The sequence below is a fragment of the Sulfitobacter sp. M39 genome (genome assembly GCF_021735935.1).
Taxonomy (GTDB): domain Bacteria; phylum Pseudomonadota; class Alphaproteobacteria; order Rhodobacterales; family Rhodobacteraceae; genus Sulfitobacter.
Window position 1 is genome coordinate 1,423,161 of record NZ_WMDZ01000001.1, and the last position, 25,736, is coordinate 1,448,896.

A 25,736-nucleotide genomic window follows, 5' to 3' on the forward strand; every position below is an offset into this window, starting at 1 on the left:
AGGGGGCATGTGCGCAGCAGCGCTGGCCCTATCCGGCTGCATGTCGAATTTCGGCAGCGGCATGATGCCCGGTGACCTGATGCAATCTGACATCGTGTCCCGGTTCCGCACCCCCGATGCCTCGCAGGCGATCAAACCCACCTACGCCGAAAAAATCACCGCAGACAGCCAGATCATCCAGGGTCTGGCGCTGCGGTCTTCTGTTCTGCCCGATGACACCGTGTCGGATCAGGTTGCCTCTGCCGTGCTGGCCGCCAACAGCCGTACCGCCGAGGCAGAGCTGCGCGCCGCCACCCTCCGCTCGGAAGCGGCGAGCAAGAACTGGTTGCCCAAGATCGGGCCGCAGGTCAGCTTGACATCTTTGGGGTCGCTGGCCGCCAATTTGGTGGTGGATCAGGTGCTGTTTGACAATGGCCGCCGTGCGGGTGAACGCGCCTTTGCCGTGGCCGATGTCGAGGTCGCTGCCGTGTCGCTGGCGCAAGATACGAACGACCGCGTGGCGACCGCGCTGAAGCTCTATACCAACGCGATCGAGGCGCGCGATACCGCCGCGCTGAACCGTGTCGCGCTTAAGGATATGACGCATTTCGAATGGGTGATGCAGGAACGGGTCAAAGGCGGCGTGTCCGATGTGTCCGACCTGACCATCCTGCGCCAGAAACTCCTTGAAATCCGCGCAACGCTTGATGCCTCCGTCGAACGCGAAGCCACGTCGATGTCCGAGCTGAACGCCATGTCGATCCGCCCGCTGGATACGCTGCACGGCCTGCCCGAAGTGCCCGTGAACAGCTTTGCCGGTGCGCCTTTGTCCGTGGTGCGTGCCGAGGCCGAAAAGACCCGCGCCATCGCCGCCGCCAAGGTGGAACGCGCCGGATTGCTGCCGGGGCTGTCGGCGGGTGCGACCATCGGTGAAGGGGGCGGCGCAGGGCTGAGCCTTGAATCGGATCAGCTTCTGGGTCTGGGCACCAAAGCCTCGCTTGATGCGTCGGCGATGGCCGAGGAAACCGCGACCCGCAAGGTCCGGCAATCGGTCGAGGATGCCAATCGCGCGCTTCGCCGTCTGGAAAAACAGCTTAGCGCCACGACCCGTCAGACCGCCGAAGCAGCGACCCTCGCGACACAGGCCAAACGCAACCTCGACCTGTTTCAGGAACAATATGACGCCGGTCAGCGTCAGGTCATGGATGTTGTCGGCGTCTACGAGACCTATTCGCGTCAGCAGCAGTCGCAGATCACCCTCAAGTACGAGGCCGTGCGTCTGAAGATCGAGATGGCGCAGATACAGGGCGTGTTGGCGGACGGGAGCGCGATTTGACCCAGAAGCCGACCTTTACGCTGACAATCACCAACGGCAATCAGGGTCGGATGGCGGCGGCGGATGCCCCCCAGCCCAAGGCAGAGAACGCCAACCGCCCCGAAGACCGTCTGATGGCGCGGGCCAAACTGGCCGCGACCTATGCCGGATTGCTGGGCGTCACCACCGCGCCACGCGACATCTTTGAAATCGTCGCGACGGCCCCCTTGCAAGGCAATGATCCGCAGGTAGAGGCCGAAGCACTGGCCCGCGGGATGGAAAGCGCAGGGCTGGTGACACAAGTCAGCCGGGCGCGAGGGATCTCCAAGGATATGTGGCCTGCGCTGGCCTATATGACCTCGGGGCAGGTCTTGCTTGTCATGGGGCAGCAGCGCGGTGATCTGATCCTGTATGACACAACCTGCACCGACAATCGCGCGATGGTGCCAATCAGCGATTTCAAACCCTTCTTTGCGGGGCTGATCCTGCGGGCCGAAGCCTCGCTGAAAACCGTGGCCGAAACCCATAACACCGATGGCGCGCCTGCGCATTGGTTCTGGGGGCAGTTTCCGCGCTTTCGTCGCCAGCTGATAGAGGTCGCGACAGGGTCTTTCGTGGCCAACCTGCTGGCCGTCGCTGTGGCGCTGTTTTCCTTGCAGGTCTATGACCGTGTGATCCCGCATCAGTCCGAAGCGACGCTTTGGGTGCTCGCCGCCGGTGCGGGGCTCGCGTTGCTGATGGAGGCTTTCCTCAAGATGGCGCGGGCGCGTCTGATGGATGGGGCAGGGCGGCAGATCGAGCTGTCGGTGCAAGACATCCTGATGCGTCGATTGCTGGGGATGCGGTCCGACACGCGCGGGCAAGCCCCCAACCAGCTGTTTTCCGCGATGCGAGAATTCGGATCGGTGCGCGAATTCTTTACTGCGTCGACCATTGGCACGATCGCGGATATCCCCTTTATCTTCGTGTTCCTCTTCCTCGTGGCCAGCATTGCGGGCAATGTGGTCTGGGTGCTGGTGCTTGGCGGTATCTTGATGCTGGTGCCGGGGTTCTTTCTGCAAAAGAAAGCGATCCAGCTGACGCAGGAGACCCAAGGGGCCTCGACCAAATCCTCGCGGCTGCTGCACGAGGCGATATTCGAACTGGATACGGTCAAGACCCAGCGGGCAGAGGACCGCGTGCTGCGTCTGTGGACCGAACTGAACACGCTGTCGTCCGTCAAATCGTCAGAGCAACGCAAGCTCGCGTCCTTCCTCACGTTCTGGAGCCAAGGGGTCCAGCAGGCCACCTATGTCGCGGCGGTCATCGTGGGCACCTATCTGGTGTTTGCGGGGGAATTTACCGTGGGGTCGATCATCGCGGTCGGTATCCTGACGGGCCGGACGCTGGGGCCGCTGACGCAGCTTTCGGGCACGATGGCGCGGTGGGGCAATGTCAAAGGCGCGCTTGACGGGCTCGACGCGATTGTCGCCGCGCCGCAGGACACCGCAGAGGCGCGCACCTATCTGCGCCGCGAAAAGCTGAAAGGCCAGTTCGAACTGCGCGACGTGATCTTCCGTTACGAAGATGACGGCGCACCGACGGTGGACATTAAGGGCATGTTGATCCAGCCGGGGCAGCATGTCGCCGTGCTGGGGGCCAATGGATCGGGCAAATCGACACTGCTGAAGATGCTCAGCGGGCTTTATGCTCCGACCGAAGGGCGCATTCTGGTGGACGGCACAGAGCTTGGCCAGATCGAGCCGCGCGACCTGCGCCGGCTGATCGGCTATCTGGGACAGGACGTGCGCCTGTTCTCGGGCACGCTGCGCGATAACCTGAACCTCACCATGCTGGAACGCGACGACGACCGCCTGCACGCCGCGCTTGATTTTGCGGGTCTGGGGCCGTTTGTGCGCAACCACCACAAGGGGCTGGACCTAGAGATCAAAGACGCAGGCGCGGGCCTGTCCATCGGGCAGCGTCAGTCCATCGGCTGGGCGCGCCTGTGGTTGCAGGATCCGGCGATCTGCCTGCTGGACGAACCCACCGCAGCGCTGGACCAAAGGCTGGAGGCGACGCTGGTCTCGCGGTTGCAAAGCTGGATGGCAGGGCGCACCGCGATCATCGCAACCCACCGCGCCCCGATCCTTGCGCTGACCGAACGCACACTGGTGCTGCAGGATGGCCGCATGACCATCGACGGGCCCAAGGAAAAAGTGCTTGCCCATCTGGCGGGCCAGAAGGGGCATGTGGCATGAACAGTCTCAGCACCACGCCACTGGGCGCGCAGATGTCGGGGCAGATGCGGGGGCCGTCTATGGTGATCTGGCTCTGCGGCGCATCGGTGCTGGTCTTCCTGCTGTGGGCTGCCTTTGCCTGGGTCGATGAAATCGTGCGCGCCGAAGGGTCGATGATTTCCAGCTCGCGGCCCCAGATCATCCAGAACCTTGAAGGCGGTATTCTGGCAGAACTTGCCGTGGGCGAGGGCGACCATGTGGAAAAGGGCGACGTGTTGGCCCGTCTGCATGGCACCCAGTTCCAATCCGCCGTGGACGACCTGCGCGACCAGATCAGCGCCTTTGAAATCCGCCGTCTGCGTCTGGAGGCAGAGCTGGCCGGACAGTACGACTTTGACGTGCCCGACGCTTTCGCCACGCGCACGCCCGATATCGTCGCCTCTGAACGGGCATTGCTGAAAGCGCGGCAATCGGACTTTGTCTCGCGCTCCGAAGGGGCGGGGCGGGTGCTGACCGAGGCGTTGAAAGAGCGTGAGCTGCTTGAGAATATGCTCAAGAAAAAGATCGTTTCGCTGATCGAGGTGACGCGCGCGCGCAAGACCCATGCGGATGCGCGGATCAAGCTGGACGAGATCGTCACCGGCACAGAGCTGGAGCGCGCGCAGGAATATTCCGATGTCCTCAAAGAACTGGCGACGCTGAAACAGAACCTCAAGGCGAGCACGGACCAGCTGAACCGCACCGTCCTGGTCAGCCCCCTGCGCGGCATCGTCAACAATCTTAGCGTGACCACCATCGGCGGCGTCGTGCGCCCGGGCGAGGAGATTTTGCAGATCATCCCGTTGGACGAAGAGCTTTTCGTCGAGGCCCGCGTCAAGCCCGAAGACATCGCCGGCGTGCGCCCCGGCCAAGAGGCGACGGTAAAGCTGTCGGCCTATGACTATACGATTTACGGCACGTTGAAGGGCACGGTCAAATTGATCTCGGCCGATACGTTCAAGGACGAACGATCCCGCGCGCCGGATGGGGATCCGCACTATAAGGTCACGTTGCAGGTGGACACAGAACACCTCACCCCGCGGCAGGCGTCTTTGCAAATCCGACCCGGCATGCAGGCAAGTGTGGAACTGCACACAGGGTCAAAGACGGTTCTGCAGTATCTGTTGAAGCCGCTTTACAAGTCCAAAGAGGCGTTTCGGGAGCCGTAGGCTTGGCAAGGGGGGCTGTCTGCCCCCCTGACCCCCCGAGGATTTTGGACCATTTGGAAGATCAGGGGTTTTCTGTGTCGAGCCAGAGGGTGACGGGGCCGTCGTTGGTGAGCGCGACGGACATATCGGCTCCGAATGAACCGGTTTGGACGGGAATGCCGAGGGCGTCGACGCAGGCTATGAAATCTTCGTATAGCGTTTTGGCCTGATCGGGCTTGGCGGCGCGCGAGAAACCGGGGCGGGTCCCGCGGGAGGTATCGGCGGCAAGGGTGAACTGGCTGACAATCAGCGCGCTGCCGCCCGTATCCGGCAGGCTGCGGTTCATTTTGCCCGCGTCATCTTTGAACAGACGCAGTTTGGCGATCTTTTGTGCCAGTCCTTGCGCGGTCGCATGTGTATCGTCGGGCATGGCGCAGACGAAGATCAGCAGCCCGTGTTCGATTTGACCGATGATCTGACCGTCGACAGTGACGGAGGCGTTGCTGACGCGTTGTAGGAGTGCGCGCATATCAGGATTTCCAATCGATGATGTCTTCAGGGGTGGCACGCTGCGTCCGGAACCGGTTGATCGGTGCTGTGTCATCTGCATAGCCAAAGGAGATCGCGCAAAGGATCAGGCGGTCTTGCGGCAGGTCGAAATGCTGTCGCACGGTGGGCGCATAGGCAGCCACGGCGGCTTGGGCAATGGTGGCCACCCCAAGCGCCGTTGCCGCCAGCGTAAAGGCCGTGACAAAGCCGCCGCTGTCCATCGCGCCGTAGGCCCCAAGCTCTGCCGGGGAGGTCACGATCGCCACATGGGGCGCGTCAAACAAGGCATAGTTCCGCATCATCTGCGCCATGCGGCCCGCATGGTCCGATTTCTCGATCCCGACGGCGTCATAAAGCTGGAACCCGCAGGTCCGCCGCCGGTCGCCGTAGACGCCGCTGTAAGAGGCGGGCCAGTCCAGATCCGGGGCGGGGGGCGTGCCTTTGGCAATCTCTAGCGCCAGGGCGTCGCGGAAGCGGTCGGTCGCGGCCCCTTTGGTGATGGTGAGCTGCCAAGGCTGCGCATTGCACCACGACGGCACGTGGCGCGCCGCGTCGACGATACGGGTGATGATCGCGTCGTCGACCGGATCGGGGCGAAAGGCGCGGCACGAAGAACGCGCGCGCAAGATGTCGGTGAATGTATCGATCGGGGTCATTTTTGCAGCGCCATAAAATAGCCAACGACCCCGGCGACAATCAGGCCAAGGATCACGGCAAAGGTGATTTTTACAGCGGAATAGGGGCGTTCGCCCTGTACGCTGCCTGTGCGGCCGTTGACCACAAAACGATAGGTCTTGCCGCGATACTTGTAAGCTGCCAGCCAGACCGGCAGCAGGATATGTTTGAACGTCACATCGCCGACCTGCGTCTGGATATTGTGGATGCGCTGACGGTCGCCGCCGATATCAAAACGCACATCACGCTGGATCATCGCGTCCATCACCTCGCGTGCCTGCGCATAGCCTTCATCAAGCGTCACCGCATAGGCTTCGGCGCGAAAACCGGCGAGGTATTCCGGGGCATAGGGTTCAAGGGCCGCCAGATCCCACGGGGCCAGCGCATCGGTGAACCTTTTGGGGAGCGATTTCGACGCCAGCACCAGCACATCATCAAAGAACCGCGCCACCCGACCCGAGGTCGCCCGCCAGCGGATTTTCGGCACCTGCTGCTGCACCCGTTTGCCGTCGCGCATGACGGTCTGGGTGACGTAATAGACCGTGCCCCTTTCGCCCGAATAGCTGGAGCGCGTGTCGGCGTCATAGGTCCAGTAGGGCACATAGATGCCTTGCATCTTGCGGCCCTTGCGTGCGTATTCCTGCAGGCCATTGGGGGCAAACCACAGGCTGCCCAGCCAGTCAGTCATGGCATCGCGTGCGGTATTTTCGGTCAGGCCAAAGGGCAGTACGGCGCGGGGTTTGATGTGGCGGTTCACACCGGTATCGATCACCACAGGGGTCGCGCAGAACGGACATTCGGTGGCGTGTTTGCCGGGGTCGAACTCTACCTGTGCGGCGCAGTTGGGGCAGGTTGTGACCCGTGTATCCTCCATCTGCGATTGGGGTAGCGCGCTGGCCAGTGCGGCCTGGAAATCAAGCTCGGCGATGGGGTTATGCAGGCCGCGCGTGCCTGAAATCTCTTCGGTATTGCCGCAGTGGTCGCAGACCAGCAGATATCTTTCGGGATCAAACCGCAGATCGGACCCGCAGGTGTCACAGGGGAACCGGTGTTCCTCGGCCGGTGTGGGGGGCAGGTCGGGGTCGTCAAAGCCGGTGCTGGCGGGCATAGATCTGTCCTTTGGTCAGGCCTGCCCCAGACATAGGGCAGTGCGCCCCCTGCCGCCAGAGCAGGGTCACAAAAAACGGTGCAGCACTTTAGGGGCCATGATGCGCAGGGCGTTGTCGTGCAGGCGAAGGTGACGCCAGATGTGAAATACGGCATGGGCCAGTGCGATGCCTGCAAGAGCGTAGAATTCGATGCTGTGGATCAGCCCGACGAGGTCGTTGGCGCGCGGCATATCAAGGGGCACGGCAATCGGGACGATCCCACCGGCCCAAAGCTGCACGGTCGAGGTCACCCCGATCAGCAGCCCTGTCAGGGCGACGCCGAAGATACCCCAGATCAATGTCTTGTGCAGCACCGGATGCAGCCAACGGGCCCAGCCCCGAAGCTTGGGGCCGGGGCGCCCCAGCAAGCCGCGCCGGATGTAGGACACCCACCACAACAGGGCCGCGCTGACAAAGACCAAGCCCATGACCGAATGGAACCGCACCGCCGCAGGCCCGATCCGCGCCACATCCGCCGGCTGCACCAGCAGGAACCAGATAAACAAAGGCACCATGCCCCAATGCAAAAGCTTCATCAGGGTCCGACGGTGGGGCAGCAAGGGGCGACGGCGTGGGGTCATAGCCTAGACACGCGCCTTGCCCGTTCCAAGTTTCACAGAGCCTTACGCAGGAGGCGGCGGGGGCGGCAGCACGGTAAAGAGCTGCGCCAGCTCGGCCACATCGTCTGCTTTAAGCCAGCCATCCTGACCGGGGGTCCAGACATAGGTCTCGCGGGTCAACCCGCCATCTGTGGCCATTCGGCCCAATGCGGCCTTTGAAAACGGGCCCTTGGTCTGGCCGTTCTCTGCCAGATGCCAGACCTTTTCAGGTTGCGGCGGGGGCGGTGGCGTCTGTGCAGCGGGGGCCGCAGCCGCGGGGCGCGGGCCCCATGGGCCTGCCTGCGCGGCGGCGGCCTGGCCCATCTGCATGCCCAATCCGGCGCCCAGACCGGTCTGCATTGCTGCGCCCGCAGCGCCCTCGTGGCCCAATGCCTCTGCCGCCTGGAACTGCGTGAACTTGTTCAAATCCCCGATCACCCCCATCGACGACCGTTTGTCCATCACTTCCTCCACGGCGGGGGGGAGCGAGATGTTTTCGATATAAAGTTCGGGGATGGTCAGCCCGTATTCTGCAATGGTGGCCGAGATTTCGGTGCTCACCAGTTTGCCCAGCTCACGGGTATTGGCGGCCATATCCATGACCGGAATATTGGACAGCGCGATGCTGCGCGAGAATTCCTGCACGATGATATTGCGGATTTGATAGCTGATCTCGTCCATGGTGAATTCACCATCGGTGCCCACAATTTCGGTCAGGAACCGCGCGGGGTCCGACACTTTGACAGAGTAAGTGCCATAGGAACGCAGGCGCACGGGGCCGAATTCGGGGTCGCGCACGATGATCGGGTTCTTGGTGCCCCATTTCAGATCGTTGAAACGGGTGGTGTTGACGAAATAGATCTCGGACTTGAAGGGGCTTTTGAAGCCGTGATCCCAATGCTGCAGCGATGTCATGATCGGCATGTTGTTGGTTTCAAGCATATAAAGGCCGGGCGTGAACACATCAGCCAGCTGGCCTTCGTGGACAAAGACCGCCGCTTGCCCTTCGCGCACCGTCAGCTTGGCCCCGTATTTGATCTCGTGGCCTTCGCGCTCGAACCGGGACACCATCGTGTCGCGGGTGTCGTCCGTCCAATGGATAACGTCGATGAATTGGCCAGAGAGAAAATCGAGAATACCCATGTCTTGGTCCTTTCGGGGGAGGTCGGTGGCGGGTTAAACGGGCCCGCCGATCAGTTCGAACGCGATCTTGCGGGCCACGGGGGTTGCCTCTTCGGCGGTCATGCCGGCGTGCAAGCGCGGGTCATAGAGCATTTTCAGCAGCAGCTCGTCGTGACGGGTGAGCAGCGCGAATTCATCGTCATCGTTAAAGATCGACGGGCGTGCGGTGGGGCTGTCGTTGGCAAGGCCAAGGCCCTGCGCAAGTTCTTCATGGATACACGACAGCCGCATAAGCGATGGGTTCTCGGCTCGGATGACGGCAACGGCAGCGGTATAGGTGCTTGGGTCCGCGCCACCGGCATAGGCGGCGACGATGCAATAGGTATCGCGGCGCAGATCGCTAAGCGCGGCAAGGCTTTCGGCGGTCACACCGGGGATGCGTTCGGCGGCTTGGGCAAGGGCGGCGGGGCGGTCATCCTCGCCCGCGATAATCACAATAAAGTTCGGCTTGCCGCCCACGGTGATGGAGTGCTGCGTCGTGGCGGCGAGGCGGGTGGCATAGTCGCGGATCGAGGCCGCATCGCGGTCACGTTCGGACGGGGGGACGCTGTCGCCAAAGACGACCTCCATCCGGACGGGGCGTTCCCAGCGGCGCATGGGGGTTTTGTCGCCGCGTCCGGTCAGGGTGGCGTTATATTCGTTGTAAAAAGCGATCTGTTCAAAGTTACGCACCAGCATGTCGGCGGTAAAGGGCGTGTCCTGCCCGCCACCATCCCGGCGCAGCAATCCCTGGCTCAACTGGGCCTGCTGCACTTGGTTGAAATAGCTGCGCAGCTTGGCGCTTTTTTGCGACGTCGGCTTGGCCACCACGGGGGGAGGGGCCGGCGGCGTGTCGGGGCGCGCGATGGGTTTCAGCGTCGGTTCAACAGGGGGCTGCGGGGTGCAGGCGGCCAGCGCGGCGACCACAGCCGCCGTGCCGATCCATCCTGTTCGCCCCAACCGTTGCCATACCATATCGCGCGCTCCAGGTCTTGACGGGGTTATGCCGCAGGGGACGCGGGCTTGGCCGCTTTGGCAGAGGCCAGCGTGTCGCGCAGATTGGCCTCCATCTCTTGCAGGTCTTTCTCGGCAGAGGCACGGCGCGCCTTGCCTTCGTCGGCGATCTGTAGCGATTCCTGAATGGTCCCAATCAGGTCGGCATTGGCTTGTTTGACGGCTTCGATGTCGAAGACACCGCGTTCCATCTCGGTCCGGATGACCTTGTTACTTTCGCGCAGGTTCTGCGCGTTAGAGGTCAACAGCTCGTTCGTCAGGTCATTGGCGTCACGCACAGCGGCGGCAGCTTCGGCGCTGCGCTGGATGGTGACCGCCTGTGCCAGCTGGGTTTCCCACAGCGGCACGGTGTTCACGAGGGTCGAATTGATCTTGGTCACCAGCGACTTGTCGTTTTCCTGCACCAAGCGGATCGAGGGGAGCGATTGCATCGTCACCTGACGGGTCAGTTTCAGGTCATGCACACGGCGTTCCAGATCGTCCCGCGCGGCGCGGATGTCGCGCAGTTCCTGTGCGACCATGACCTGATCCGCCTCTGGTGCGGCGTCGACCTCTGCCTGTTTGGCGGGGATGGTGGTCGCGTCAAGCTCTGCCAGTTTGGCCTCGCCTGCGGCGATATAAAGCGCAAGCTCATCATAGAACTGCAGCGTCTTTTCGTACAGCATATCAAGGGATTTGATATCCTTGAGCAGGGTATGTTCGTGGGTCAGCAGCTCGTCCGTGACGCGGTCGATCTGACCCTGTACCTTTTCGAACTTGGCGGTGAATTTGGCAAAGGGGGCCGCGCGGCCCAAAAGGCGCTCCCACCAGCTGCGATCACGGCGCACGTCCAGCTCGGACACGGAAAAACCGCGGATGGTTGTCACGATCGTGCGCAGGCTGTCACCGGCGGGGCCGACATCCTTGTTGCGCACGTCCTGCAACATCGCCTGACTGATCTCCTGCAGCTCGGCCTGTGCGCCGGACCCGAAACCGATGATCGACTGCGTGTCGCCCATGTCGATCTCTGCCATGCGGCTTTTGATCTCTGCCGATTGTGGCGCATCGGCTTTCTCAAGCGAGACGACGGCATCCGCAGGGGCGGGGTCGGGCAGGATCTGCGCGTTGACCTCTTCCACCAGCGCTACGGATTGGGTCGCTTTGTCACGAACGGTATCAGACATGTTTCAAGTATTCCTATGCTTTTGGGGCGGGGCGCGTCAGTCGAGACGCACGCCTTCTCGGGAAAGCCGCTCGCGCAGCACGTCGATTTCGATGTTCAGGTCGGTCTTGTCTTCCAATAGCGATTTTTGGGTGCGCGCGGCAAAGTTTTTGTCCAGATCATCCAGCAAAGCCAGATAATCGGCGCGTGCCTGCGCATCGCCGGTGCTGGCGTAGATATCCGCGAACTTGATCGTCGCGTCACGTGCGCCCAGCAGATAGACCGACAGGTATTTGCGCGCACCGGTCAGATCACGTGGATCATCCTGCACGGTGCGGATCAGGGTGCGCGCGGTGTCTTGAAACTGCGCCAGCCGGTCGCGCGCCTTGCGGTCGCCCGCGCGTGCAATGGCGGTGTTCATCGCGGCAAGATGCTTTTCTGCCTCGTCCACGACACGGGCGACGCGGTCTTTCTGGAAGCTGTCCACGCCCTCCATCCCTTTGGATGTCAGCGGATCGATGCCAAAGGCCGACACATGCAACCCCATCGCGGCCAGCGCATAAAGCACAGGGGCCGCCAGTCCGGGGTCATTCTTATAGGCGGCCAGCGCCACGCCGGCACCGGTCAGAAAGCTGGCGATGATCTTGCGCGGCAGGGCGGGGCGTTCGGCAACCTTGCGCGCGGTATAGGCGGCTTCGGCTTTCAGCCCCTCGCGCAGCATCCATGCGGCACCGGTCAGCGTCGCCGCCGCCAGCAGCCCCAATGCAAGCCCCTGCGCCCCGTCGTTCAACGACATGAACACAAGCGGAATGGCGGGGATGAACAAGATTTTCGCCCGCCCGCTTGCGGGGTCGACCTCTATCCGTTTGGCACGGGTGCCCTGCGGGGGCGGCGTGCTGCCGTTCGTGTCATGATTGCTGTATTTACCGCCAAAGCGCTGCGCCATGGATCAAAGCCCCCCGAGCCAGCCGGTAGAGACACCGAACAGCAAGACGACAAGCGCGGCATAGGTGATTTTCTGAAACGGTGTCGGTGCCATGGGGCGATAAACCTCCTGTCCATGCGCTGGTGTCGATGCACGACGGCCCGCGTCCAGAATCCTTGCGATGATTGTCACCAAAACGGCGACAAACGCAACAATCAGCGCCAGCGTGGCGACAAAGACAAGCAATCGACCCATCGGACCTTCCTTTGCACGACATATAGTCGCAGTGCCCGCCACCCGCTAGGGTCACGCACGCAAAAGTAGCGGCCAAAGGGCCGTAAACCCACAGAAATCAGGGTTTACGAGTGGATTTTACGCGGGTGCCGAACTTGCGCGGCGCGGGGTCGGACGCGGGTCGTGCGGGCTTGGACTTGCCATAACCGGGCTTGGGCTTGCCGGGGATGGTCTTGCCTGTCGCGGTCTTGTCGCCGGGTTCTTTGGGCAGGCCGGGGCGACCGGGGCCCGGCTCTCCGGGTTTGCGGGCCTTGCGCTTGATGATGCGCGCGGGCTTTTTCTTGACCGCGGTGCCGGTGGTATCGGCAATCTCGAGGCCCAGCTGGTCGCGGACCACTTTGCGCTTCAGTTCCTCGACCTCGCCGGTTTTCAGCTCGCCAAGCTGGAACGGGCCATAGCTGGTGCGGATCAGCCGGTTGACCGACAGGTTCACCGCCTCCATCGCGCGGCGGATTTCGCGGTTCTTGCCTTCACGCAGACCGACAGTGAGCCAGGCGTTCGCCCCCTGTTGCCGGTCCAACGTGACCGTCATCGGCTGAAAATCCTCACCATCGACGGTGATGCCCTTGCGCAGCGGTTCGAGCATATCGTCCGTGGGGCGGCCATTGACGCGCACGCGGTAGCGGCGCAGCCACCCGTTCGAGGGCAGTTCGAGGCGGCGCTTGACCTCGCCATCATTGGTCAGCAGCAGCAACCCTTCGGAGTTGAGGTCAAGACGACCGATGCTCATGACGCGGGGCATGTCTTCGGGCAGATCGTCAAAGATCGTGCCGCGGCCCTTTTCGTCGCGGTTGGTGGTGACCAGCCCCGTGGGCTTGTGGAACAGCCAGACGCGGGGTGGTTCGGGCTCTCCTACCGGTTTGCCGTCGACGGTGATCGCGTCCGAGGGCGTCACGTTCAACGCAGGCGAATCGATCTGTGCACCGTTGACGCGCACGCGACCGGCCTCGATCATGCGTTCGGCCTCGCGGCGGCTGGCGATGCCGGCACGGGACAGGACTTTGGCAATGCGGTCACCGGGAGGGGTGCCGGATTTCGGGGGCTGGGAGGGTGTATCTGCGCTCATACTTCAGCGCTTACCCTGTTTCCCGCGCTTGCGAAAGGGCGGCGTTTGCGGGCAAGAGAGGTGTATGAGCTTTACGTCCTACATGTCCGTGGCGCTGGAAGAGGCCCGCGCCGCCGCCGCCCGTGGTGAAGTGCCCGTGGGCGCGGTCATCGTGGCACCCGACGGAAGGGTCGTCGCGCAGGCGGGCAACCGGACGCGCGAGCTGAACGATCCCACCGCCCATGCCGAGATGCTGGCGATCCGCGCTGCCTGTGCGGCGGCGGGGTCCGAAAGGCTGGGCGGGCATGCGCTTTATGTGACGCTGGAACCCTGCGCCATGTGTGCCGCCGCGATCTCTGCCGCGCGGGTGGCACGCTTGTACTATGGCGCGTCAGACCCCAAGTCTGGCGGTGTGGCGCAGGGGGCGCGGGTGTTTTCCCACGCGCAATGTCACCACGCCCCCGACGTCTATGACGCCATCGCAGCGCCTGAAAGCGAACAGCTGCTAAAGGCGTTTTTTGCAGAGAAACGAAAAGGATAGACCCATATGGCCCAACGGGACGAGCTGAGCATTTTCGTGCGCGAGGCCTTGGCCGCAGGCAAGTCACGGGCCGAGATCACATCCGCGCTGACCCACGCGGGCTGGCGCAGCGCAGAGGTGCAGGATGCGCTGAACGGCTGGGACGAGATGCCGTTCTCTCCGCCGATCCCGCGGCCTGTGGCGACGGTGTCTGCGCGGGACTTCTTTACCTATGCGCTGACGTTCTGCGTCTTGATCCTTGGCGCGTTAAATCTGGTTGTCGTATTACAGGCGCTGGTCGATGTGGTCTTTGCCACGGGCGACGGCGGCAGCGACCGGTCGATCCGCTGGGGTGTTGCGGTGCTGATCGTGACCGGACCGATGTATCTGTGGCTGACCCTGCGCGAGCGGCGGAAACTGGCGCGCGACCCTGCGCTGTACCGTTCTGCGATCCGAAAATGGATGATTTATATCGGCCTGCTTTTGGCCGCGCTGACGATGTTAGGGGATTCGATTGCCACCATCTATGCGCTGCTGACCGGTGATCTGACGCTGCAATTCGTGCTCAAGGCGCTGGTGGTGCTGGTCGTCGCCGGGGGCATCTTTGGCTATTATCTGCGGGACCTGCGCGAAGAGGCCCCGGCGTGAACAAGCTGCTGCTGATCTGCATGTCTGTGCTGGTCGGTGGTGCCATCATTGGAGGCTTGGTCGTGGTGGGCGGCCCGCAGCACGCGAGGTTTGCCCAGCAGGACAGACAGCGCCTAAGCGATCTGCGGACCTTGCACACGCATCTGATGTGCCTTGGTCACCCGCGCAAACCTTTGCCGCAAGCGCTTGCCGATGACAGCTATTGCCCCGGCACGCGGCCCGGTCTGCGCGATGTGCTGACCCAAGGCGACCCTGCAACGGGCGCGCCTTACGCCTATCACCGCCTCAGCGATACCGCGTTCGAGGTCTGCGCCACACTGTCGCTTGATCCGGCAGAGGCGCGCAAAGCTGAGTTTGATCACGACACCATCGCCCTGCGCGCCAACGACACCCTCTGTTTCATCGGGGATCGCGCCGGTTCTTCCAATTAAACCGTTTTACAGGCTGATCGGCTTAAGCACCTCAGGCTCGATCACATCCACGCCGGGCAAGCCGTCGATCAGTACCTGCGCCGATTGTTCAAGCGCGTCGAAGGTGCGGTAGTGGCAGGGGATCACGGTCTTGAAGTCAAAATACCGTCTCGCCGCATAGGCCGCCCCGGCCATATCCATGGTGAAGTGGCCGCCCGCGCTGAGGATGCCGATATCGGGTTTGTGATAGTCGCCCATCCAATCCATATCCGCCATAATATCCGTATCGCCCGAGACATAGATCGTGTGACCTTCACCCTTGATCATAAAGCCGATTTCAGCCCCCATATAGATCGGACCCGCGTCCCCATCGACTGAAGAGGAATGCGACGCCGGCACCATCGTCACGTCAACCTTGCCGCAGCGGATCGTGCCGCCCTTGTTGAAGCCCGTGGTTTTTTCCACGCCTTGCGCGCCGAAATACCCCATCAGTTCGACCATGCCTGCAACCGGCGCGCCGGTTTTCTCGGCCACCATCTTGAGGTCCTGGGTGTGGTCGAAATGCCCGTGGGTCATCAGGATTTGCGTGACGCCTGCCAATGCGGCCTCGTGCTGCGCGTCGTCCAGCATCGGATTGCCGGTGAGCCAGGGGTCGACCAGCAGAATCTGATCCTCGATCTCGATGCGAAAGCTGCCGTGGCCTAGCCAGATGATATCCATTTGGGTCTCCCTTATTCCGTGTCTTTAGCGGACTGTAGCGCGTGACGCGGCTTTGGGGAGCCTCCGGCGGGAGTTTATTTGGCAAAATGAAGGGTCAACCGGCGCGATTGCGGGTCAGAGGCAGCCCCCAGACTTGCGGGGGCGGGCAGGGGGCGATAAACGGCACCCAATCAGATGAAGGAGCGCCCATGTCCATTGACGAGTCCACAGCCGCACGGGTGGCGAAACTGGCCCGCATCAAGGTCGAACCCGACGCCTTGCCCGCGCTGGCGCAAGAGTTCAACAATATCCTCGGCTTTATCGAGCAGTTGAACGAAGTCGATGTCGACGGGATAGAGCCGATGACATCGGTCACGCCACAGGTGTTGAAAAAGCGCGAGGACGTGGTGCGCGATGGCGACCAGCAGGCCAAGGTGCTGGCCAATGCGCCCGACGCGCGCGAAGGATTTTTTGCGGTTCCGAAGGTGGTTGAATAATGGCTGATCTGAATAAACTGGGCCTTGCCGATGCACGTGACGCGCTGCGCAAGGGGGATGTGACCTCGGCCGAGCTGACGGCGGCATGTCTGAGCGCAATTGAGGGCGCGGGCGCGCTGAATGCTTTTGTCCACCACACCGGTGATCTGGCGATGGATCAGGCCAAGGCGGCGGATGCGCGGATCAAATCCGGCGATGCGCCTGCCATGTGTGGACTGCCCATCGGCATCAAGGATCTGTTCTGCACCAAAGGGGTGCCGTCGCAAGCTGCGTCGCGCATCCTTGAAGGCTTCTTGCCCGAGTATGAAAGCACCGTATCGCAGAACCTGCTGGATAGCGGGGCCGTCATGCTGGGCAAGCTCAACATGGATGAATTCGCGATGGGATCGTCCAATGAAACCTCCGTGTATGGCAATGCCGTCAACCCGTGGCGGCGTTCGGGCGATGAGACAGCGCTGACACCCGGCGGATCTTCGGGCGGATCGGCGGCGGCTGTGGCGGCGGATCTTTGTCTTGCGGCCACCGGCACCGATACCGGCGGCTCGATCCGCCAACCTGCGGCCTTTACCGGCACCGTGGGGATCAAGCCGACCTACGGCCGCTGCTCTCGCTGGGGCGTCGTGGCCTTTGCCTCGTCGCTGGATCAGGCGGGCCCGATGACCAAGACCGTGCGCGATGCGGCGATCATGCTGGGGGCCATGGCGGGATATGACCCCAAGGACAGCACCTCTGCCGAGCTGGCGGTCCCTGATTTCGAAGCCGCCTTGACCGGCGACATCCGTGGTAAAAAGATAGGCATCCCGCGGGAATACCGTATCGACGGTATCCCTGCCGAGATCGACAAACTGTGGCAGGACGGTATCGCCATGCTGCGCGATGCCGGGGCCGAGATCGTTGATATCTCTCTTCCGCATACGAAATACGCCTTGCCTGCCTATTACGTGATCGCACCGGCGGAAGCATCGTCAAACCTCGCCCGCTATGACGGGGTGCGCTATGGTCACCGCGCCAAGCTCGACCACGGCGACGGCATCACCGAGATGTACGAAAAAACCCGCGCCGAAGGCTTCGGGGCCGAGGTGCAGCGCCGTGTCATGGTCGGCACATATGTGCTAAGCGCGGGCTTCTACGACGCCTACTACAACCGTGCGCGCAAGGTCCGCACGTTGATAAAGAAAGACTTCGAAGACGCTTTTGCGGCCGGTATCGACAGCATCCTGACCCCGACCACGCCCTCGGCGGCTTTTGGTCTGGGCGAGATGACGGATACGGATCCGGTGGCGATGTATCTGAACGACGTCTTCACGGTCACCGTGAACCTCGCGGGGCTGCCCGGTATCGCCTTGCCCACCGGCACCAGCGAGACCGGCCTGCCACTTGGCTTGCAGCTGATCGGCCGCCCATGGGAAGAGGCTGATCTGCTGTCTACCGCCTATGCGCTGGAGCAGGCGGCGGGCTTTGTAGCCAAGCCGCAGAAATGGTGGTAAACCCCCGCCGATAAACCAGAGCAGATAAAGCAGGTCCGATGATGATACGTTGTTCAATTGTTGCAGCCTTGGGGCTCGCCCTGGCGGCCTGCCAGCCCGCAATCCCCGACAGTGGACGGGGTGTCGGTTTTGACGGGTCGTTCGACGCCGCGCAATCCCAGCGGGATACAGCTTTGGCAGGCGGGGCGGTGGCAACGATGCCAGCACCCGCCACGGTGGACGCCACGCCGCTGGACGCTGTCGATGATGGCTCCGCTGCGGCGACGGCTGCGGAAACGGCACGTATCCTGGATGCCACGCGCCCCGGTGGGCTTGGCAATGATGCCGCGACCAATTCGGGCGTGGCCCCTGTGAACGCCAGCCCGTCCAACCCTGCGCCACCGGTGCTGGGGGCAGGGGGAATCTCGCAAGAGAACAACTTTGACGCCGTGGCTGATGAGCGCAGCATCGAAGGCGACGCGGCCCGCATCGCGGCCAACCGCGCGCAATACCGTGTGGTGCAACCCGAAGCCCTGCCGGACCGCGCCGATGCCGGCCCCAATATCGTGGCCTATGCTTTGCAGAACAACCACGCGGTCGGCACCCCGATCTACACCCGTCGAGGGTTCAACAAGCAGCGCAAATTCGCACGGGCCTGCGCCCAGTATTCGCACCCGGATCAGGCGCAGATCGCCTTCCTCAGTGCGGGCGGCCCTGAAAAGGACCGCTCTGGCATGGACCCTGACGGCGACGGATACGCCTGCAACTGGGACCCGAGCCCCTATCGCAAAGGGGTGCAGGGCTAGGCCCTATGGCAGACGCGCCTGACCGCTACCTTTCCCCGAACCATGGGCCGCGCCGCAACGGGCTGCGGCCCTCTTTGATCGTGCTGCACTATACCGCGATGGACAGTGCAGAAGCGGCCTGCGCGCGTCTTTGCGACCCCGCGGCCGAAGTCTCCGCCCACTATCTGATCACGGGCAAGGGCGAGACTGTACCACTCGTCCCGGAAGACCAGCGTGCCTGGCACGCCGGTGCAGGCGAATGGCAGGGTCAGGATGATATCAATTCACGCTCAATCGGGATAGAGTTGGATAACCGCGGCAATCACCCCTTCTCCGAACCGCAGATGGTCACGCTCGAAACCCTGCTGCGCGGGATTATGGAGCGGTGGTCGATCCCGCCCGAAGGGATCATCGGCCATTCGGATATGGCCCCCGGACGCAAGATCGACCCCGGACCGCGATTCGACTGGCCACGTCTGGCGCGTCAGAACCTTGCCGGCAAAGGCAGTCCGTACGCGGAAAACGACCGCAGATCCGACCCAACGCCGGCTGCCTTTATCGCGGCGGCACATGCGGCAGGCTACACCGCCACCGATGATATTGACCTCCTGCTGCACAGCACGCGTCTGCGGTATGCCCCTTGGCGCAAGGGGCCGCTCTGCGCCGCGGATATGACCCTCGGGCATGATCTCTAGCACCACACCCGTTTCCAAATGGTTAAAAATCCTCGCCGAAGGCATCCTGCGGGTGAAACTGATTGACCCCACCTGAAGTTAGGCGCTAGGCGTGCAGCGCGCGGAAGGCTGGATGGCCGCGGTCTTGGCAACAAGGTCGAGGAAAGTCCGGACTCCCAGAAGAAACGGTGCCGGGTAACGCCCGGGCGGGGTAACCCGACGGAAAGCGCCACAGAAAACAGACCGCCGCTTCGACGGGTCGGGCAACCGATACCACCGAGGAGGTAAGGGTGAAACGGTGCGGTAAGAGCGCACCGCGGAGGTGGTAACATCTCTGGCAAGGCAAGCCCCACCGGGAGCAATGCCAAATAGGGACCGCGCGCCGCGTCTGGCAACAGGCAAGGCGGGGCCACTTCTGCCCCAGCAGGTCCGGGTTGGCAGCTGTAGCTGTGCAGGCAACTGCATGGTCAGAGGAATGGTCATCCCCTGTCGCAAGGCGGGGACAAAATCCGGCTTATAGGCCTTCCGCGCATAATCATGGTCTTTACCCCTGTTCTTCGGGGGATTGGACCGAAAAACTTCAATTTTTCCGGTTCGTTTGGGCCATGGGCAGGAAATAGCGGTTGACTCAGGCGCAGGCGTGACTAGAACCCAAAACTCAGGATTTCACGAGCGGTCGATCAGCGGCCGGCTCGTCGTTGCAGGAGAACGACTATGGCGAAGCCAACCACGATCAAGATCCGTCTGAACTCGTCCGCGGGCACAGGCCATTTCTACGTAACCAAGAAAAACGCACGTACCATGACCGAGAAAATGGTCATCAAAAAGTACGACCCCGTTATTCGTAAGCACGTTGAATACAAAGAAGGCAAGATCAAGTAAGATCTTACCGTCGACGCGATATGAAGGCCGCGCCTCGTGCGCGGCCTTTTGCGTTTTTCTACCTCGGACATGGGAACATTCCTGCTGTCTCGGGTCAGTTGCGGATGTGATCGCAAGGAGACGGGCAATGCCCAAAGAAGGCCATTACATCAATCGAAGCAACTGGTTGCGCGCCGCTGTACTGGGGGCGAATGACGGGATTGTTTCCATCTCTAGCCTTCTGGTCGGCGTTACCTCGGCGGGGATGGCGACCGGAAATGTCGCCCTAACCGGTTTCGCCGGATTGACCGCTGGCGCACTGTCCATGGCCGCGGGGGAGTATGTCTCTGTCTCGGCGCAGGCCGATGTGGAAGCCGCCGATCTGGAGCGTGAGCGTATCGCGCTGGAGGAAGACCCAGACTACGAGCTGGAAGAGCTTGCCGAAGGGTTGGAGAACCGCGGCGTCGATGCCGCGCTCGCCGTTAAGGTTGCCACGCAGATGACCGACCACGACGCTCTTGGTGCGCATGCGCGCGAAGAGCTCGGTATGTTTGGCCTGGCAGGGCAGGCAAATCCGCTGCAGGCCGCCGGGGCTTCCGCGCTCGCCTTCGCTCTGGGTGGGGCCTTTCCGTTGATCGCAGCACTTGTCGCCCCTGCCGGATACGCTTTGATCGCGATTGCCGTGACCGCTGTGCTCGCTCTGGCGCTGCTCGGCGGCGGCGGTGCACGGCTTGGCGGTGCGCCCATGCGTTCGGCGATTATTCGTGCGGTGGTCTGGGGCGCGCTTGCGATGGCTGTGACCGCTGCCTTGGGGCAAGCCTTCGACATTGCGGTTTAGCTTGGGCGACGGGGGGGCGGCGCTTAAGCTAAGACTTCTAAAGTCGTCATTTTAGTGAGCATTCAAAGACGTGGCTCACTCCTCTGCGGATGTGCTTTTCTGCACGCCCGACTGGAAGACGTGCCGTTGCAAGGTCGTGTCGGCACGCTCGTCGCGCCGAATGTTGCTGAACACACTGCTTAGACGGATCGCAGTTGAGCGGACGCGGCGCGGGCAGATTAGGTAGTCATACCGACGGTTGTCATCACGCCGAGGGCAAAAGAAAAACGCCCACCGAACGGATGTCGACGGGCGCTTACTGTCACATATTTCCCGCCTCGCGGGGTCGGTCTGTTATTCGCGGTTGCCGAACAATTGCAGCAACATCATGAACATGTTGATGAAGTTCAGGTACAGGCTCAATGCGCCCATGATACCGGACTTCTGCAGCCATTCTTGGTCACCGTGATGTGCATGCGCCAAGTAAGTGTTCTTGATGTTCTGCGTGTCATAGGCGGTAAGGCCAGCGAAAATCAGAACGCCGATAGCCGAGATCGCGAACACAAGGGCAGGGGAGGCGAGGAAGATGTTCACGATCGACGCAACGACCAGGCCAATGACGCCCATGATCAGGAAGCTACCCCAGCCGGAGATGTCCTTTTTCGTGGTGTAGCCCCAAAGCGAGAGACCCGCGAAAGCGATCGATGTGACCAAGAATATCTGGATGATAGAGTAGCCAGTGAACACTAGGAAGATCGAGCTGATCGAAACGCCCATGACGGCAGCGAAAACATAGAACAATGTCTGCGCAGTCGCGGCCGAGATTTTATTCATCGCGGCACCCAAGCCGAAAACAAAGGCCAAGGGTGCAAACATCACAACCCATTTCAGCGGCGACATATACAGCGCGGAGCCGAAGGAGGTGAGGTATTTATCCGCGCCAATCTGCGCAACCGCGCCGGAAGGATCGGTCGTCACGGCCAGACCGGAAATGGCCCAAGCCGCTGCAAAGGTGATCAACATGCCAATCGACATGGTGCCATACACCTTATTCATGTGGGTGCGCAGCCCTTCATCGATAGCGGCGGCGCGGGATCCGGCTGCAGACCGGATTGTGTTCACGTCGGCCATGAATATCCTCCAAATAATAGACGTGTTGCAAAGTCGGTTTTCCGACCTCGGTATTGGGTCAAATATCGGCACACGCGTCTTTGTTTTCAAGAGCTTTCGCATCCAAATCTAGCGCAGTGGGCACTATTGGCGTATTACTTTGCCAAATATGGCGCAACATGGGCATTTCCATCGTCGAACGAGGCAGCCTTTCCTTTGGACATCTGCCTGACCATGATGAATGAGCTAAAGAACAGATATGAAGATTTGCCTAACGCGTTTGCGCATTTTGCGTGACAAAGGGTGCACGGTGTCATCCACGGTGCTCTGAACGGTATTTTAAGATTTAGACTGCAAGCCTTTTGTCCATGAAAAGGATGATTCTCCCTCGCGATATGCGCAATTGTGCCGTAACGATTTCGTTATTTGCGCTATTTGCTCGGTATTTAGATGCCGTGAGCAAAACATCGCGCACCCGAACAGAATGTAGTGGCGAAACCGATGGGTGGGGCTATCTTACTGACAAATATGATATTCTTAAGCGTGAGGGGAGCGGATCGCACTGTGTTTGAAGTGCTGACACACAGGATTGCGGCGAATTTATGCTGTTCGGCTCAGTTAAAAAGTTTTGCGAGTTTCCGAACGCTTGCTACGTTCAATTCGCGCATAAGGGGTATTTTTCTCGCAGAAACAACGCTTGATTAAGTGCTGGCGCTGATTGGAATGATAACTGAACGTATGTCCATTTTCATTTTATTTGCGCATGGTGAGTATATTTGCAAGTAGCACGTTTTGTCGGAAATGACCACGTGAATTGGTCACTTCCTCACCACAAGTACAAGCGTCGAAATTATGGGCGCTGAGTTAGAAAGAAGATCGTGATGCCTCATAAAGTAGATGTTCATGTTGGTCAGCGAATACGGCAGCGCCGTTGGCTGACGGGCATGACACAGCAGCGCTTAGCAGAACTTGTTGGCATAAAATTCCAGCAAATCCAAAAGTACGAAACCGGTGCAAACCGTGTCAGCGCGTCCAGACTTTGGGACATCGCCTTTGCCTTGAACGTTGACGTCGCCCATTTCTTTGAGGGTCTGGAAGCCGAAAAGCCGCAGCCCGAAAAGGCCTTGGACAATATCCCCGCCGATCTGAGCGGCGATAAAGAGGCGATGGATTTGATCCGCTCTTACTATGCGATTCCCGAAAACCAGCGTCGCCGCCTGTTCGAATTGGCGCGTGTCCTCAGTGATGTTGCTTAACCTTTAGCGGGAAGTGTTATCTTGCAAGGATCTGGCGAAAGTGTCAGATCGGTAGCTATGATACCAAATATGCACTCCGATCCCGATATATTGCGTGTGGGCCATTTGCTGGCGGACGCCGCGCGTGCCGCGATACTTCCCCATTTTCGTCAAGCAGATCTGATAGCGGACAACAAATTCCAGTCGGGGTATGATCCCGTGACGGAAGCGGATCGGGCGGCCGAACGGGCCATGCGCGATATCTTGGCGCGCGAACGCCCCAACGACGCCATCCTAGGCGAAGAATATGGTGCTGCGGAAGGTACCTCTGGGCTCACCTGGGTTTTGGACCCGATTGACGGCACGCGGGGTTTTGTATCCGGCACGCCGACCTGGGGCGTGTTGATCGCGGTCAGCAATGCGGATGGGCCGTTTTTCGGGATCATCGACCAGCCCTATATTCGCGAGCGTTTTGTAGGGCATAGCGGCCAAGCCGAGGTTGCGGGTCCGTCTGGCGTTCATCCGCTACGGACGCGTGCTGCGCGTGCACTGTCACAGGCGACCGTTTTCACAACTTTTCCAGAAGTCGGAACGACATTCGAAGGGGCCGCCTTTGCCGAGGTGGCGCGACATGCGCGTTTGGCGCGCTTTGGGATGGACTGCTATGCTTACGCTTTGGTGGCCTCGGGGCAGGTCGATCTGGTCATCGAAGCGGGCCTGCAACCCTATGATATTCAAGCACCAATCGCCCTTGTCCAAGCCGCAGGTGGCATCGTTACAGACTGGGATGGCGGCCCCGCCCATCATGGTGGACGTGCCATTGCGGCGGCCAATGCTGATATTCACGCCGAAGCTTTAGAGTTTCTTAGGAATAGTCCGATATGACCGAACTGCTGATACGCAACGCTGATTATCTTTTGACGATGGATGAAACGCGGCGCGAATTGGTATCGGCTGATGTTTTGCTGCGCGATGGTGTCATTGCTGCGGTGGGGCAAAACCTGACAACACAAGGGGAGGTGATAGAAGCATCGGGATGCGTTGTGACACCAGGGTTGGTGAACACCCATCACCACCTTTATCAAAGCTTAACACGTGCCGTGCCGGGAGGGCAGGATGCGCTGTTGTTTGGCTGGTTGAAAGCGCTTTATCCGATCTGGGCGCGGTTTACGCCGGAGCACATGTATGTCTCGGCTCAGGTGGGGATGGCAGAGCTTGCTTTATCCGGCTGCACGTTAAGCTCGGACCACATGTATATGTATCCGAACGGCAGCCGGTTGGAGGATACAATACACGCCGCGGCAGAGATCGGGATGCGGTTTCAGCCTACGCGCGGCGCGATGAGCATCGGGGAAAGCGACGGTGGGCTGCCACCTGATGCTTTGGTGGAACGCGAGGCTGCGATACTGGAGGATTGCATTCGTGTGATCGACGGTTTTCATGATCCATCGGTCTCTTCCATGTGTCGGGTTGGGATAGCGCCCTGTTCGCCCTTCTCGGTAAGTCGGGACCTGATGCGGGACGCAGCGCTGTTGGCGCGGGACAAAGGCGTGATGCTGCATACGCATCTTGCCGAGAACGACGAGGATGTTGCCTATTCATTGGCGCAATTCGGCTGTCGTCCGGGTCAATATGCGCAGGATCTGGGCTGGGTCGGGCCCGATGTATGGCATGCCCATTGCGTGAAACTCGACCCGAGCGAGATCGCGTTATTCGCGCAGACCAAGACTGGCGTTGCACATTGCCCCTGTTCGAACTGCCGCTTGGGCTCGGGGATCGCGCCCCTTCGTGCGATGCGAGATGCCGGGGTTCCCGTAGGGCTTGGGGTCGATGGATCCGCAAGCAATGACGCCGGTAATCTGGTCGCAGAGGCACGGCAGGCGATGCTTTTGCAGCGCGTTGCTGGCGGGGCGGATGCGATGAGCGCGCGCGAAGCGCTCGAGGTTGCCACGCGCGGCGGTGCAGACATCTTGGGCCGCCCCGAATGTGGGCGGATCGAGCTGGGGGCACGCGCAGACATCGCCATCTGGGACGTGAGCGGGATTGAAAGCGCCGGCAGTTGGGACCCTGCGGCACTGTTACTTGCGGGGCCGACAACGGTCCGCGATTTGCTTGTTGAAGGGCGCAGCGTCGTGCGGGACGGGCAGATCGTGACCATAGATCTACCCGCGCAGATAGCGCAGCAAAACAAATTAGCGCGGGCGCTGCGCGACGCGATATAACCAACAGCGGCCCGATCTCGGGAGAAGGTAGAGGCCGAGACAGCGCGAAGGCGGGGGAGTTGACGGTATGAATATTCGGCGCAGGCTGGCTTTGGCGGTGGCTCTGATGATTGCCGCGATATCGCCTTTGCGGGCCGAGCCACAGGCGGTTCAGATGTTGAATGCCATGCGCGCCCAGCAGGGGATGGCCCCGCTTTCCTATGCACCACGGCTAGAGGCCGCCGCGCGGGCACATGCGCTGGACATGGCGCGGCACGGATATTTCGCGCACACGGGACGCGATGGGTCTGGTGTTGGTGATCGGGTGCGGGCGCAGGGCTATCGCTGGTGCTATGTGGCCGAGAATCTTGCCAAGGGGCAGGGGGATCTGACGCAAGTCATGCGGGGATGGGCGCAGTCGGCACCGCATTACCGCAATATGATGAGCCGGAATGCCACGGGTTTTGGCCTATTTCAGGGGCCGGACCGGATTTGGGCAATGGTTCTGGCCGCACCCTGTTAGGATGGGCCCGAAGCCGCCTCGCAAGGCGCGCCTGCGGGA

28 protein-coding genes and 1 other RNA gene are annotated in these 25,736 nt (G+C 61.3%); 17 read left to right on the forward strand and 12 right to left on the reverse strand.

Features of this window, described 5'->3' with window-relative positions; genetic code table 11:
• Positions 1-7: 7 nt before the first annotated feature.
• From GLP43_RS06795 to GLP43_RS06805, 3 genes are read left to right on the forward strand one after another with little or no spacing between them, the layout of a single operon-like run.
• Positions 8-1,315, forward strand: a complete 1,308-nt coding sequence (locus GLP43_RS06795) for a TolC family protein (protein WP_443069476.1) — start codon at positions 8-10, stop codon at positions 1,313-1,315.
• A complete protein-coding gene (locus GLP43_RS06800) occupies positions 1,312-3,534 on the forward strand; it encodes an ATP-binding cassette domain-containing protein (RefSeq protein WP_237278722.1) in 2,223 nt (740 codons plus the stop codon). The genes GLP43_RS06795 and GLP43_RS06800 overlap by 4 nt, the downstream gene beginning before the upstream one ends.
• The gene (locus GLP43_RS06805; RefSeq protein ID WP_237278723.1) at positions 3,531-4,721 is read left to right on the forward strand and encodes an HlyD family type I secretion periplasmic adaptor subunit; all 1,191 of its coding nucleotides are present in this window, start codon (positions 3,531-3,533) and stop codon (positions 4,719-4,721) included. The genes GLP43_RS06800 and GLP43_RS06805 overlap by 4 nt, the downstream gene beginning before the upstream one ends.
• 61 nt (positions 4,722-4,782) lie before the next feature.
• Here GLP43_RS06805 and dtd read toward each other — a convergent pair whose 3' ends face one another.
• The 10 genes from dtd to GLP43_RS06855 form a co-directional block, all read right to left on the reverse strand.
• On the reverse strand, positions 4,783-5,229 hold the full coding sequence (gene dtd / locus GLP43_RS06810) for a D-aminoacyl-tRNA deacylase (protein ID WP_237278724.1): 447 nt from the start codon (positions 5,227-5,229) through the stop codon (positions 4,783-4,785).
• A gap of 1 nt (position 5,230) precedes the next feature.
• Positions 5,231-5,905 carry a nitroreductase family protein gene (locus GLP43_RS06815; protein ID WP_237278725.1) on the reverse strand — a complete coding sequence of 225 codons (675 nt, stop codon included), beginning with the start codon at positions 5,903-5,905 and terminating at the stop codon, positions 5,231-5,233.
• Positions 5,902-7,032: a TFIIB-type zinc finger domain-containing protein gene (locus tag GLP43_RS06820; protein WP_237278726.1), complete on the reverse strand. Its 1,131-nt coding sequence runs from the start codon at positions 7,030-7,032 to the stop codon at positions 5,902-5,904. The genes GLP43_RS06815 and GLP43_RS06820 overlap by 4 nt, the downstream gene beginning before the upstream one ends.
• 66 nt (positions 7,033-7,098) lie before the next feature.
• A complete protein-coding gene (locus GLP43_RS06825; protein ID WP_237278727.1) occupies positions 7,099-7,653 on the reverse strand; it encodes a cytochrome b/b6 domain-containing protein in 555 nt (184 codons plus the stop codon).
• 42 nt (positions 7,654-7,695) lie between these two features.
• A complete protein-coding gene (locus GLP43_RS06830; protein ID WP_237278728.1) occupies positions 7,696-8,814 on the reverse strand; it encodes an SPFH domain-containing protein in 1,119 nt (372 codons plus the stop codon).
• Between the two features lie 33 nt (positions 8,815-8,847).
• On the reverse strand, positions 8,848-9,807 hold the full coding sequence (locus tag GLP43_RS06835; RefSeq protein WP_237278729.1) for a DUF2927 domain-containing protein: 960 nt from the start codon (positions 9,805-9,807) through the stop codon (positions 8,848-8,850).
• Positions 9,808-9,833: 26 nt separating this feature from the next.
• Positions 9,834-11,009 carry a toxic anion resistance protein gene (locus GLP43_RS06840; RefSeq protein WP_237278730.1) on the reverse strand — a complete coding sequence of 392 codons (1,176 nt, stop codon included), beginning with the start codon at positions 11,007-11,009 and terminating at the stop codon, positions 9,834-9,836.
• Positions 11,010-11,045: 36 nt separating this feature from the next.
• The gene (locus tag GLP43_RS06845) at positions 11,046-11,933 is read right to left on the reverse strand and encodes a 5-bromo-4-chloroindolyl phosphate hydrolysis family protein (protein WP_237278731.1); all 888 of its coding nucleotides are present in this window, start codon (positions 11,931-11,933) and stop codon (positions 11,046-11,048) included.
• Positions 11,934-11,936: 3 nt separating this feature from the next.
• On the reverse strand, positions 11,937-12,167 hold the full coding sequence (locus GLP43_RS06850) for a hypothetical protein (RefSeq protein ID WP_005852271.1): 231 nt from the start codon (positions 12,165-12,167) through the stop codon (positions 11,937-11,939).
• Positions 12,168-12,264: 97 nt separating this feature from the next.
• On the reverse strand, positions 12,265-13,272 hold the full coding sequence (locus GLP43_RS06855) for a pseudouridine synthase (RefSeq protein WP_009826474.1): 1,008 nt from the start codon (positions 13,270-13,272) through the stop codon (positions 12,265-12,267).
• A gap of 64 nt (positions 13,273-13,336) precedes the next feature.
• Between GLP43_RS06855 and GLP43_RS06860 the strand changes: the two genes are divergently transcribed.
• From GLP43_RS06860 to GLP43_RS06870, 3 genes are read left to right on the forward strand one after another with little or no spacing between them, the layout of a single operon-like run.
• Positions 13,337-13,792 (forward strand): nucleoside deaminase, encoded by a 456-nt coding sequence (locus GLP43_RS06860; protein WP_237278732.1) that lies wholly within the window; start codon positions 13,337-13,339, stop codon positions 13,790-13,792.
• 6 nt (positions 13,793-13,798) lie between these two features.
• Positions 13,799-14,419 carry a DUF5671 domain-containing protein gene (locus tag GLP43_RS06865; RefSeq protein WP_237278733.1) on the forward strand — a complete coding sequence of 207 codons (621 nt, stop codon included), beginning with the start codon at positions 13,799-13,801 and terminating at the stop codon, positions 14,417-14,419.
• Positions 14,416-14,850: a hypothetical protein gene (locus tag GLP43_RS06870; protein ID WP_237278734.1), complete on the forward strand. Its 435-nt coding sequence runs from the start codon at positions 14,416-14,418 to the stop codon at positions 14,848-14,850. Before GLP43_RS06865 ends, GLP43_RS06870 begins: the two co-directional genes overlap by 4 nt.
• Positions 14,851-14,856: 6 nt before the next feature.
• Here the strand turns inward: GLP43_RS06870 and GLP43_RS06875 are convergent, their stop codons facing one another.
• Complete coding sequence (locus GLP43_RS06875) at positions 14,857-15,549, reverse strand: metal-dependent hydrolase (protein WP_237278735.1); 693 nt, start codon at positions 15,547-15,549, stop codon at positions 14,857-14,859.
• Positions 15,550-15,737: 188 nt separating this feature from the next.
• On the opposite strand from GLP43_RS06875, the gene gatC reads away from it, so the two are divergent.
• From gatC to GLP43_RS06910, 7 genes are all read left to right on the forward strand, one after another.
• Positions 15,738-16,025, forward strand: a complete 288-nt coding sequence (gene gatC / locus GLP43_RS06880) for an Asp-tRNA(Asn)/Glu-tRNA(Gln) amidotransferase subunit GatC (protein ID WP_237278736.1) — start codon at positions 15,738-15,740, stop codon at positions 16,023-16,025.
• Positions 16,025-17,512, forward strand: a complete 1,488-nt coding sequence (gene gatA / locus GLP43_RS06885; protein ID WP_064217402.1) for an Asp-tRNA(Asn)/Glu-tRNA(Gln) amidotransferase subunit GatA — start codon at positions 16,025-16,027, stop codon at positions 17,510-17,512. Before gatC ends, gatA begins: the two co-directional genes overlap by 1 nt.
• Before the next feature lie 38 nt (positions 17,513-17,550).
• Positions 17,551-18,297, forward strand: a complete 747-nt coding sequence (locus GLP43_RS06890) for a hypothetical protein (protein WP_074635520.1) — start codon at positions 17,551-17,553, stop codon at positions 18,295-18,297.
• Between the two features lie 5 nt (positions 18,298-18,302).
• Positions 18,303-18,971 carry an N-acetylmuramoyl-L-alanine amidase gene (locus GLP43_RS06895; protein WP_237278737.1) on the forward strand — a complete coding sequence of 223 codons (669 nt, stop codon included), beginning with the start codon at positions 18,303-18,305 and terminating at the stop codon, positions 18,969-18,971.
• A gap of 100 nt (positions 18,972-19,071) precedes the next feature.
• Positions 19,072-19,483, forward strand: an RNA gene (rnpB, locus tag GLP43_RS06900) — RNase P RNA component class A.
• Between the two features lie 181 nt (positions 19,484-19,664).
• Entirely contained in the window at positions 19,665-19,832 is a 168-nt protein-coding gene (rpmG, locus tag GLP43_RS06905) for a 50S ribosomal protein L33 (protein WP_005852281.1), read from the forward strand.
• Positions 19,833-19,959: 127 nt separating this feature from the next.
• On the forward strand, positions 19,960-20,649 hold the full coding sequence (locus GLP43_RS06910) for a VIT1/CCC1 transporter family protein (RefSeq protein WP_237278738.1): 690 nt from the start codon (positions 19,960-19,962) through the stop codon (positions 20,647-20,649).
• A gap of 333 nt (positions 20,650-20,982) precedes the next feature.
• On the opposite strand, the gene GLP43_RS06915 is transcribed toward GLP43_RS06910, so the two are convergent.
• Entirely contained in the window at positions 20,983-21,759 is a 777-nt protein-coding gene (locus GLP43_RS06915; RefSeq protein WP_237278739.1) for a Bax inhibitor-1/YccA family protein, read from the reverse strand.
• An 860-nt stretch (positions 21,760-22,619) separates the two neighbouring features.
• Here GLP43_RS06915 and GLP43_RS06920 point away from each other — a divergent pair.
• From GLP43_RS06920 to GLP43_RS06935, 4 genes are all read left to right on the forward strand, one after another.
• Positions 22,620-22,994 (forward strand): helix-turn-helix domain-containing protein, encoded by a 375-nt coding sequence (locus tag GLP43_RS06920; RefSeq protein WP_132996908.1) that lies wholly within the window; start codon positions 22,620-22,622, stop codon positions 22,992-22,994.
• A 69-nt stretch (positions 22,995-23,063) separates the two neighbouring features.
• Positions 23,064-23,858 (forward strand): histidinol-phosphatase, encoded by a 795-nt coding sequence (gene hisN / locus GLP43_RS06925; protein WP_237278740.1) that lies wholly within the window; start codon positions 23,064-23,066, stop codon positions 23,856-23,858.
• Complete coding sequence (locus GLP43_RS06930; RefSeq protein ID WP_237278741.1) at positions 23,855-25,195, forward strand: 8-oxoguanine deaminase; 1,341 nt, start codon at positions 23,855-23,857, stop codon at positions 25,193-25,195. The genes hisN and GLP43_RS06930 overlap by 4 nt, the downstream gene beginning before the upstream one ends.
• Before the next feature lie 67 nt (positions 25,196-25,262).
• Positions 25,263-25,697 carry a CAP domain-containing protein gene (locus GLP43_RS06935; RefSeq protein WP_237278742.1) on the forward strand — a complete coding sequence of 145 codons (435 nt, stop codon included), beginning with the start codon at positions 25,263-25,265 and terminating at the stop codon, positions 25,695-25,697.
• The last annotated feature ends 39 nt before the right edge of the window (positions 25,698-25,736 follow it).

Bases quoted from the DNA above. Each gene is read 5' to 3' on its own strand.
- GLP43_RS06795 (WP_443069476.1), top strand. From the start codon at position 8: ATGTGCGCAGCAGCGCTGGCCCTATCCGGCTGCATGTCGAATTTCGGC.
- GLP43_RS06805 (WP_237278723.1), top strand. From the start codon at position 3,531: ATGAACAGTCTCAGCACCACGCCACTGGGCGCGCAGATGTCGGGGCAG.
- dtd (WP_237278724.1), bottom strand. From the start codon at position 5,229: ATGCGCGCACTCCTACAACGCGTCAGCAACGCCTCCGTCACTGTCGAC.
- GLP43_RS06815 (WP_237278725.1), bottom strand. From the start codon at position 5,905: ATGACCCCGATCGATACATTCACCGACATCTTGCGCGCGCGTTCTTCG.
- GLP43_RS06820 (WP_237278726.1), bottom strand. From the start codon at position 7,032: ATGCCCGCCAGCACCGGCTTTGACGACCCCGACCTGCCCCCCACACCG.
- GLP43_RS06825 (WP_237278727.1), bottom strand. From the start codon at position 7,653: ATGACCCCACGCCGTCGCCCCTTGCTGCCCCACCGTCGGACCCTGATG.
- GLP43_RS06830 (WP_237278728.1), bottom strand. From the start codon at position 8,814: ATGGGTATTCTCGATTTTCTCTCTGGCCAATTCATCGACGTTATCCAT.
- GLP43_RS06835 (WP_237278729.1), bottom strand. From the start codon at position 9,807: ATGGTATGGCAACGGTTGGGGCGAACAGGATGGATCGGCACGGCGGCT.
- GLP43_RS06840 (WP_237278730.1), bottom strand. From the start codon at position 11,009: ATGTCTGATACCGTTCGTGACAAAGCGACCCAATCCGTAGCGCTGGTG.
- GLP43_RS06845 (WP_237278731.1), bottom strand. From the start codon at position 11,933: ATGGCGCAGCGCTTTGGCGGTAAATACAGCAATCATGACACGAACGGC.
- GLP43_RS06850 (WP_005852271.1), bottom strand. From the start codon at position 12,167: ATGGGTCGATTGCTTGTCTTTGTCGCCACGCTGGCGCTGATTGTTGCG.
- GLP43_RS06855 (WP_009826474.1), bottom strand. From the start codon at position 13,272: ATGAGCGCAGATACACCCTCCCAGCCCCCGAAATCCGGCACCCCTCCC.
- GLP43_RS06860 (WP_237278732.1), top strand. From the start codon at position 13,337: ATGAGCTTTACGTCCTACATGTCCGTGGCGCTGGAAGAGGCCCGCGCC.
- GLP43_RS06865 (WP_237278733.1), top strand. From the start codon at position 13,799: ATGGCCCAACGGGACGAGCTGAGCATTTTCGTGCGCGAGGCCTTGGCC.
- GLP43_RS06875 (WP_237278735.1), bottom strand. From the start codon at position 15,549: ATGGATATCATCTGGCTAGGCCACGGCAGCTTTCGCATCGAGATCGAG.
- gatC (WP_237278736.1), top strand. From the start codon at position 15,738: ATGTCCATTGACGAGTCCACAGCCGCACGGGTGGCGAAACTGGCCCGC.
- gatA (WP_064217402.1), top strand. From the start codon at position 16,025: ATGGCTGATCTGAATAAACTGGGCCTTGCCGATGCACGTGACGCGCTG.
- GLP43_RS06890 (WP_074635520.1), top strand. From the start codon at position 17,551: ATGATGATACGTTGTTCAATTGTTGCAGCCTTGGGGCTCGCCCTGGCG.
- GLP43_RS06895 (WP_237278737.1), top strand. From the start codon at position 18,303: ATGGCAGACGCGCCTGACCGCTACCTTTCCCCGAACCATGGGCCGCGC.
- rpmG (WP_005852281.1), top strand. From the start codon at position 19,665: ATGGCGAAGCCAACCACGATCAAGATCCGTCTGAACTCGTCCGCGGGC.
- GLP43_RS06910 (WP_237278738.1), top strand. From the start codon at position 19,960: ATGCCCAAAGAAGGCCATTACATCAATCGAAGCAACTGGTTGCGCGCC.
- GLP43_RS06915 (WP_237278739.1), bottom strand. From the start codon at position 21,759: ATGGCCGACGTGAACACAATCCGGTCTGCAGCCGGATCCCGCGCCGCC.
- GLP43_RS06920 (WP_132996908.1), top strand. From the start codon at position 22,620: ATGCCTCATAAAGTAGATGTTCATGTTGGTCAGCGAATACGGCAGCGC.
- hisN (WP_237278740.1), top strand. From the start codon at position 23,064: ATGCACTCCGATCCCGATATATTGCGTGTGGGCCATTTGCTGGCGGAC.
- GLP43_RS06930 (WP_237278741.1), top strand. From the start codon at position 23,855: ATGACCGAACTGCTGATACGCAACGCTGATTATCTTTTGACGATGGAT.
- GLP43_RS06935 (WP_237278742.1), top strand. From the start codon at position 25,263: ATGAATATTCGGCGCAGGCTGGCTTTGGCGGTGGCTCTGATGATTGCC.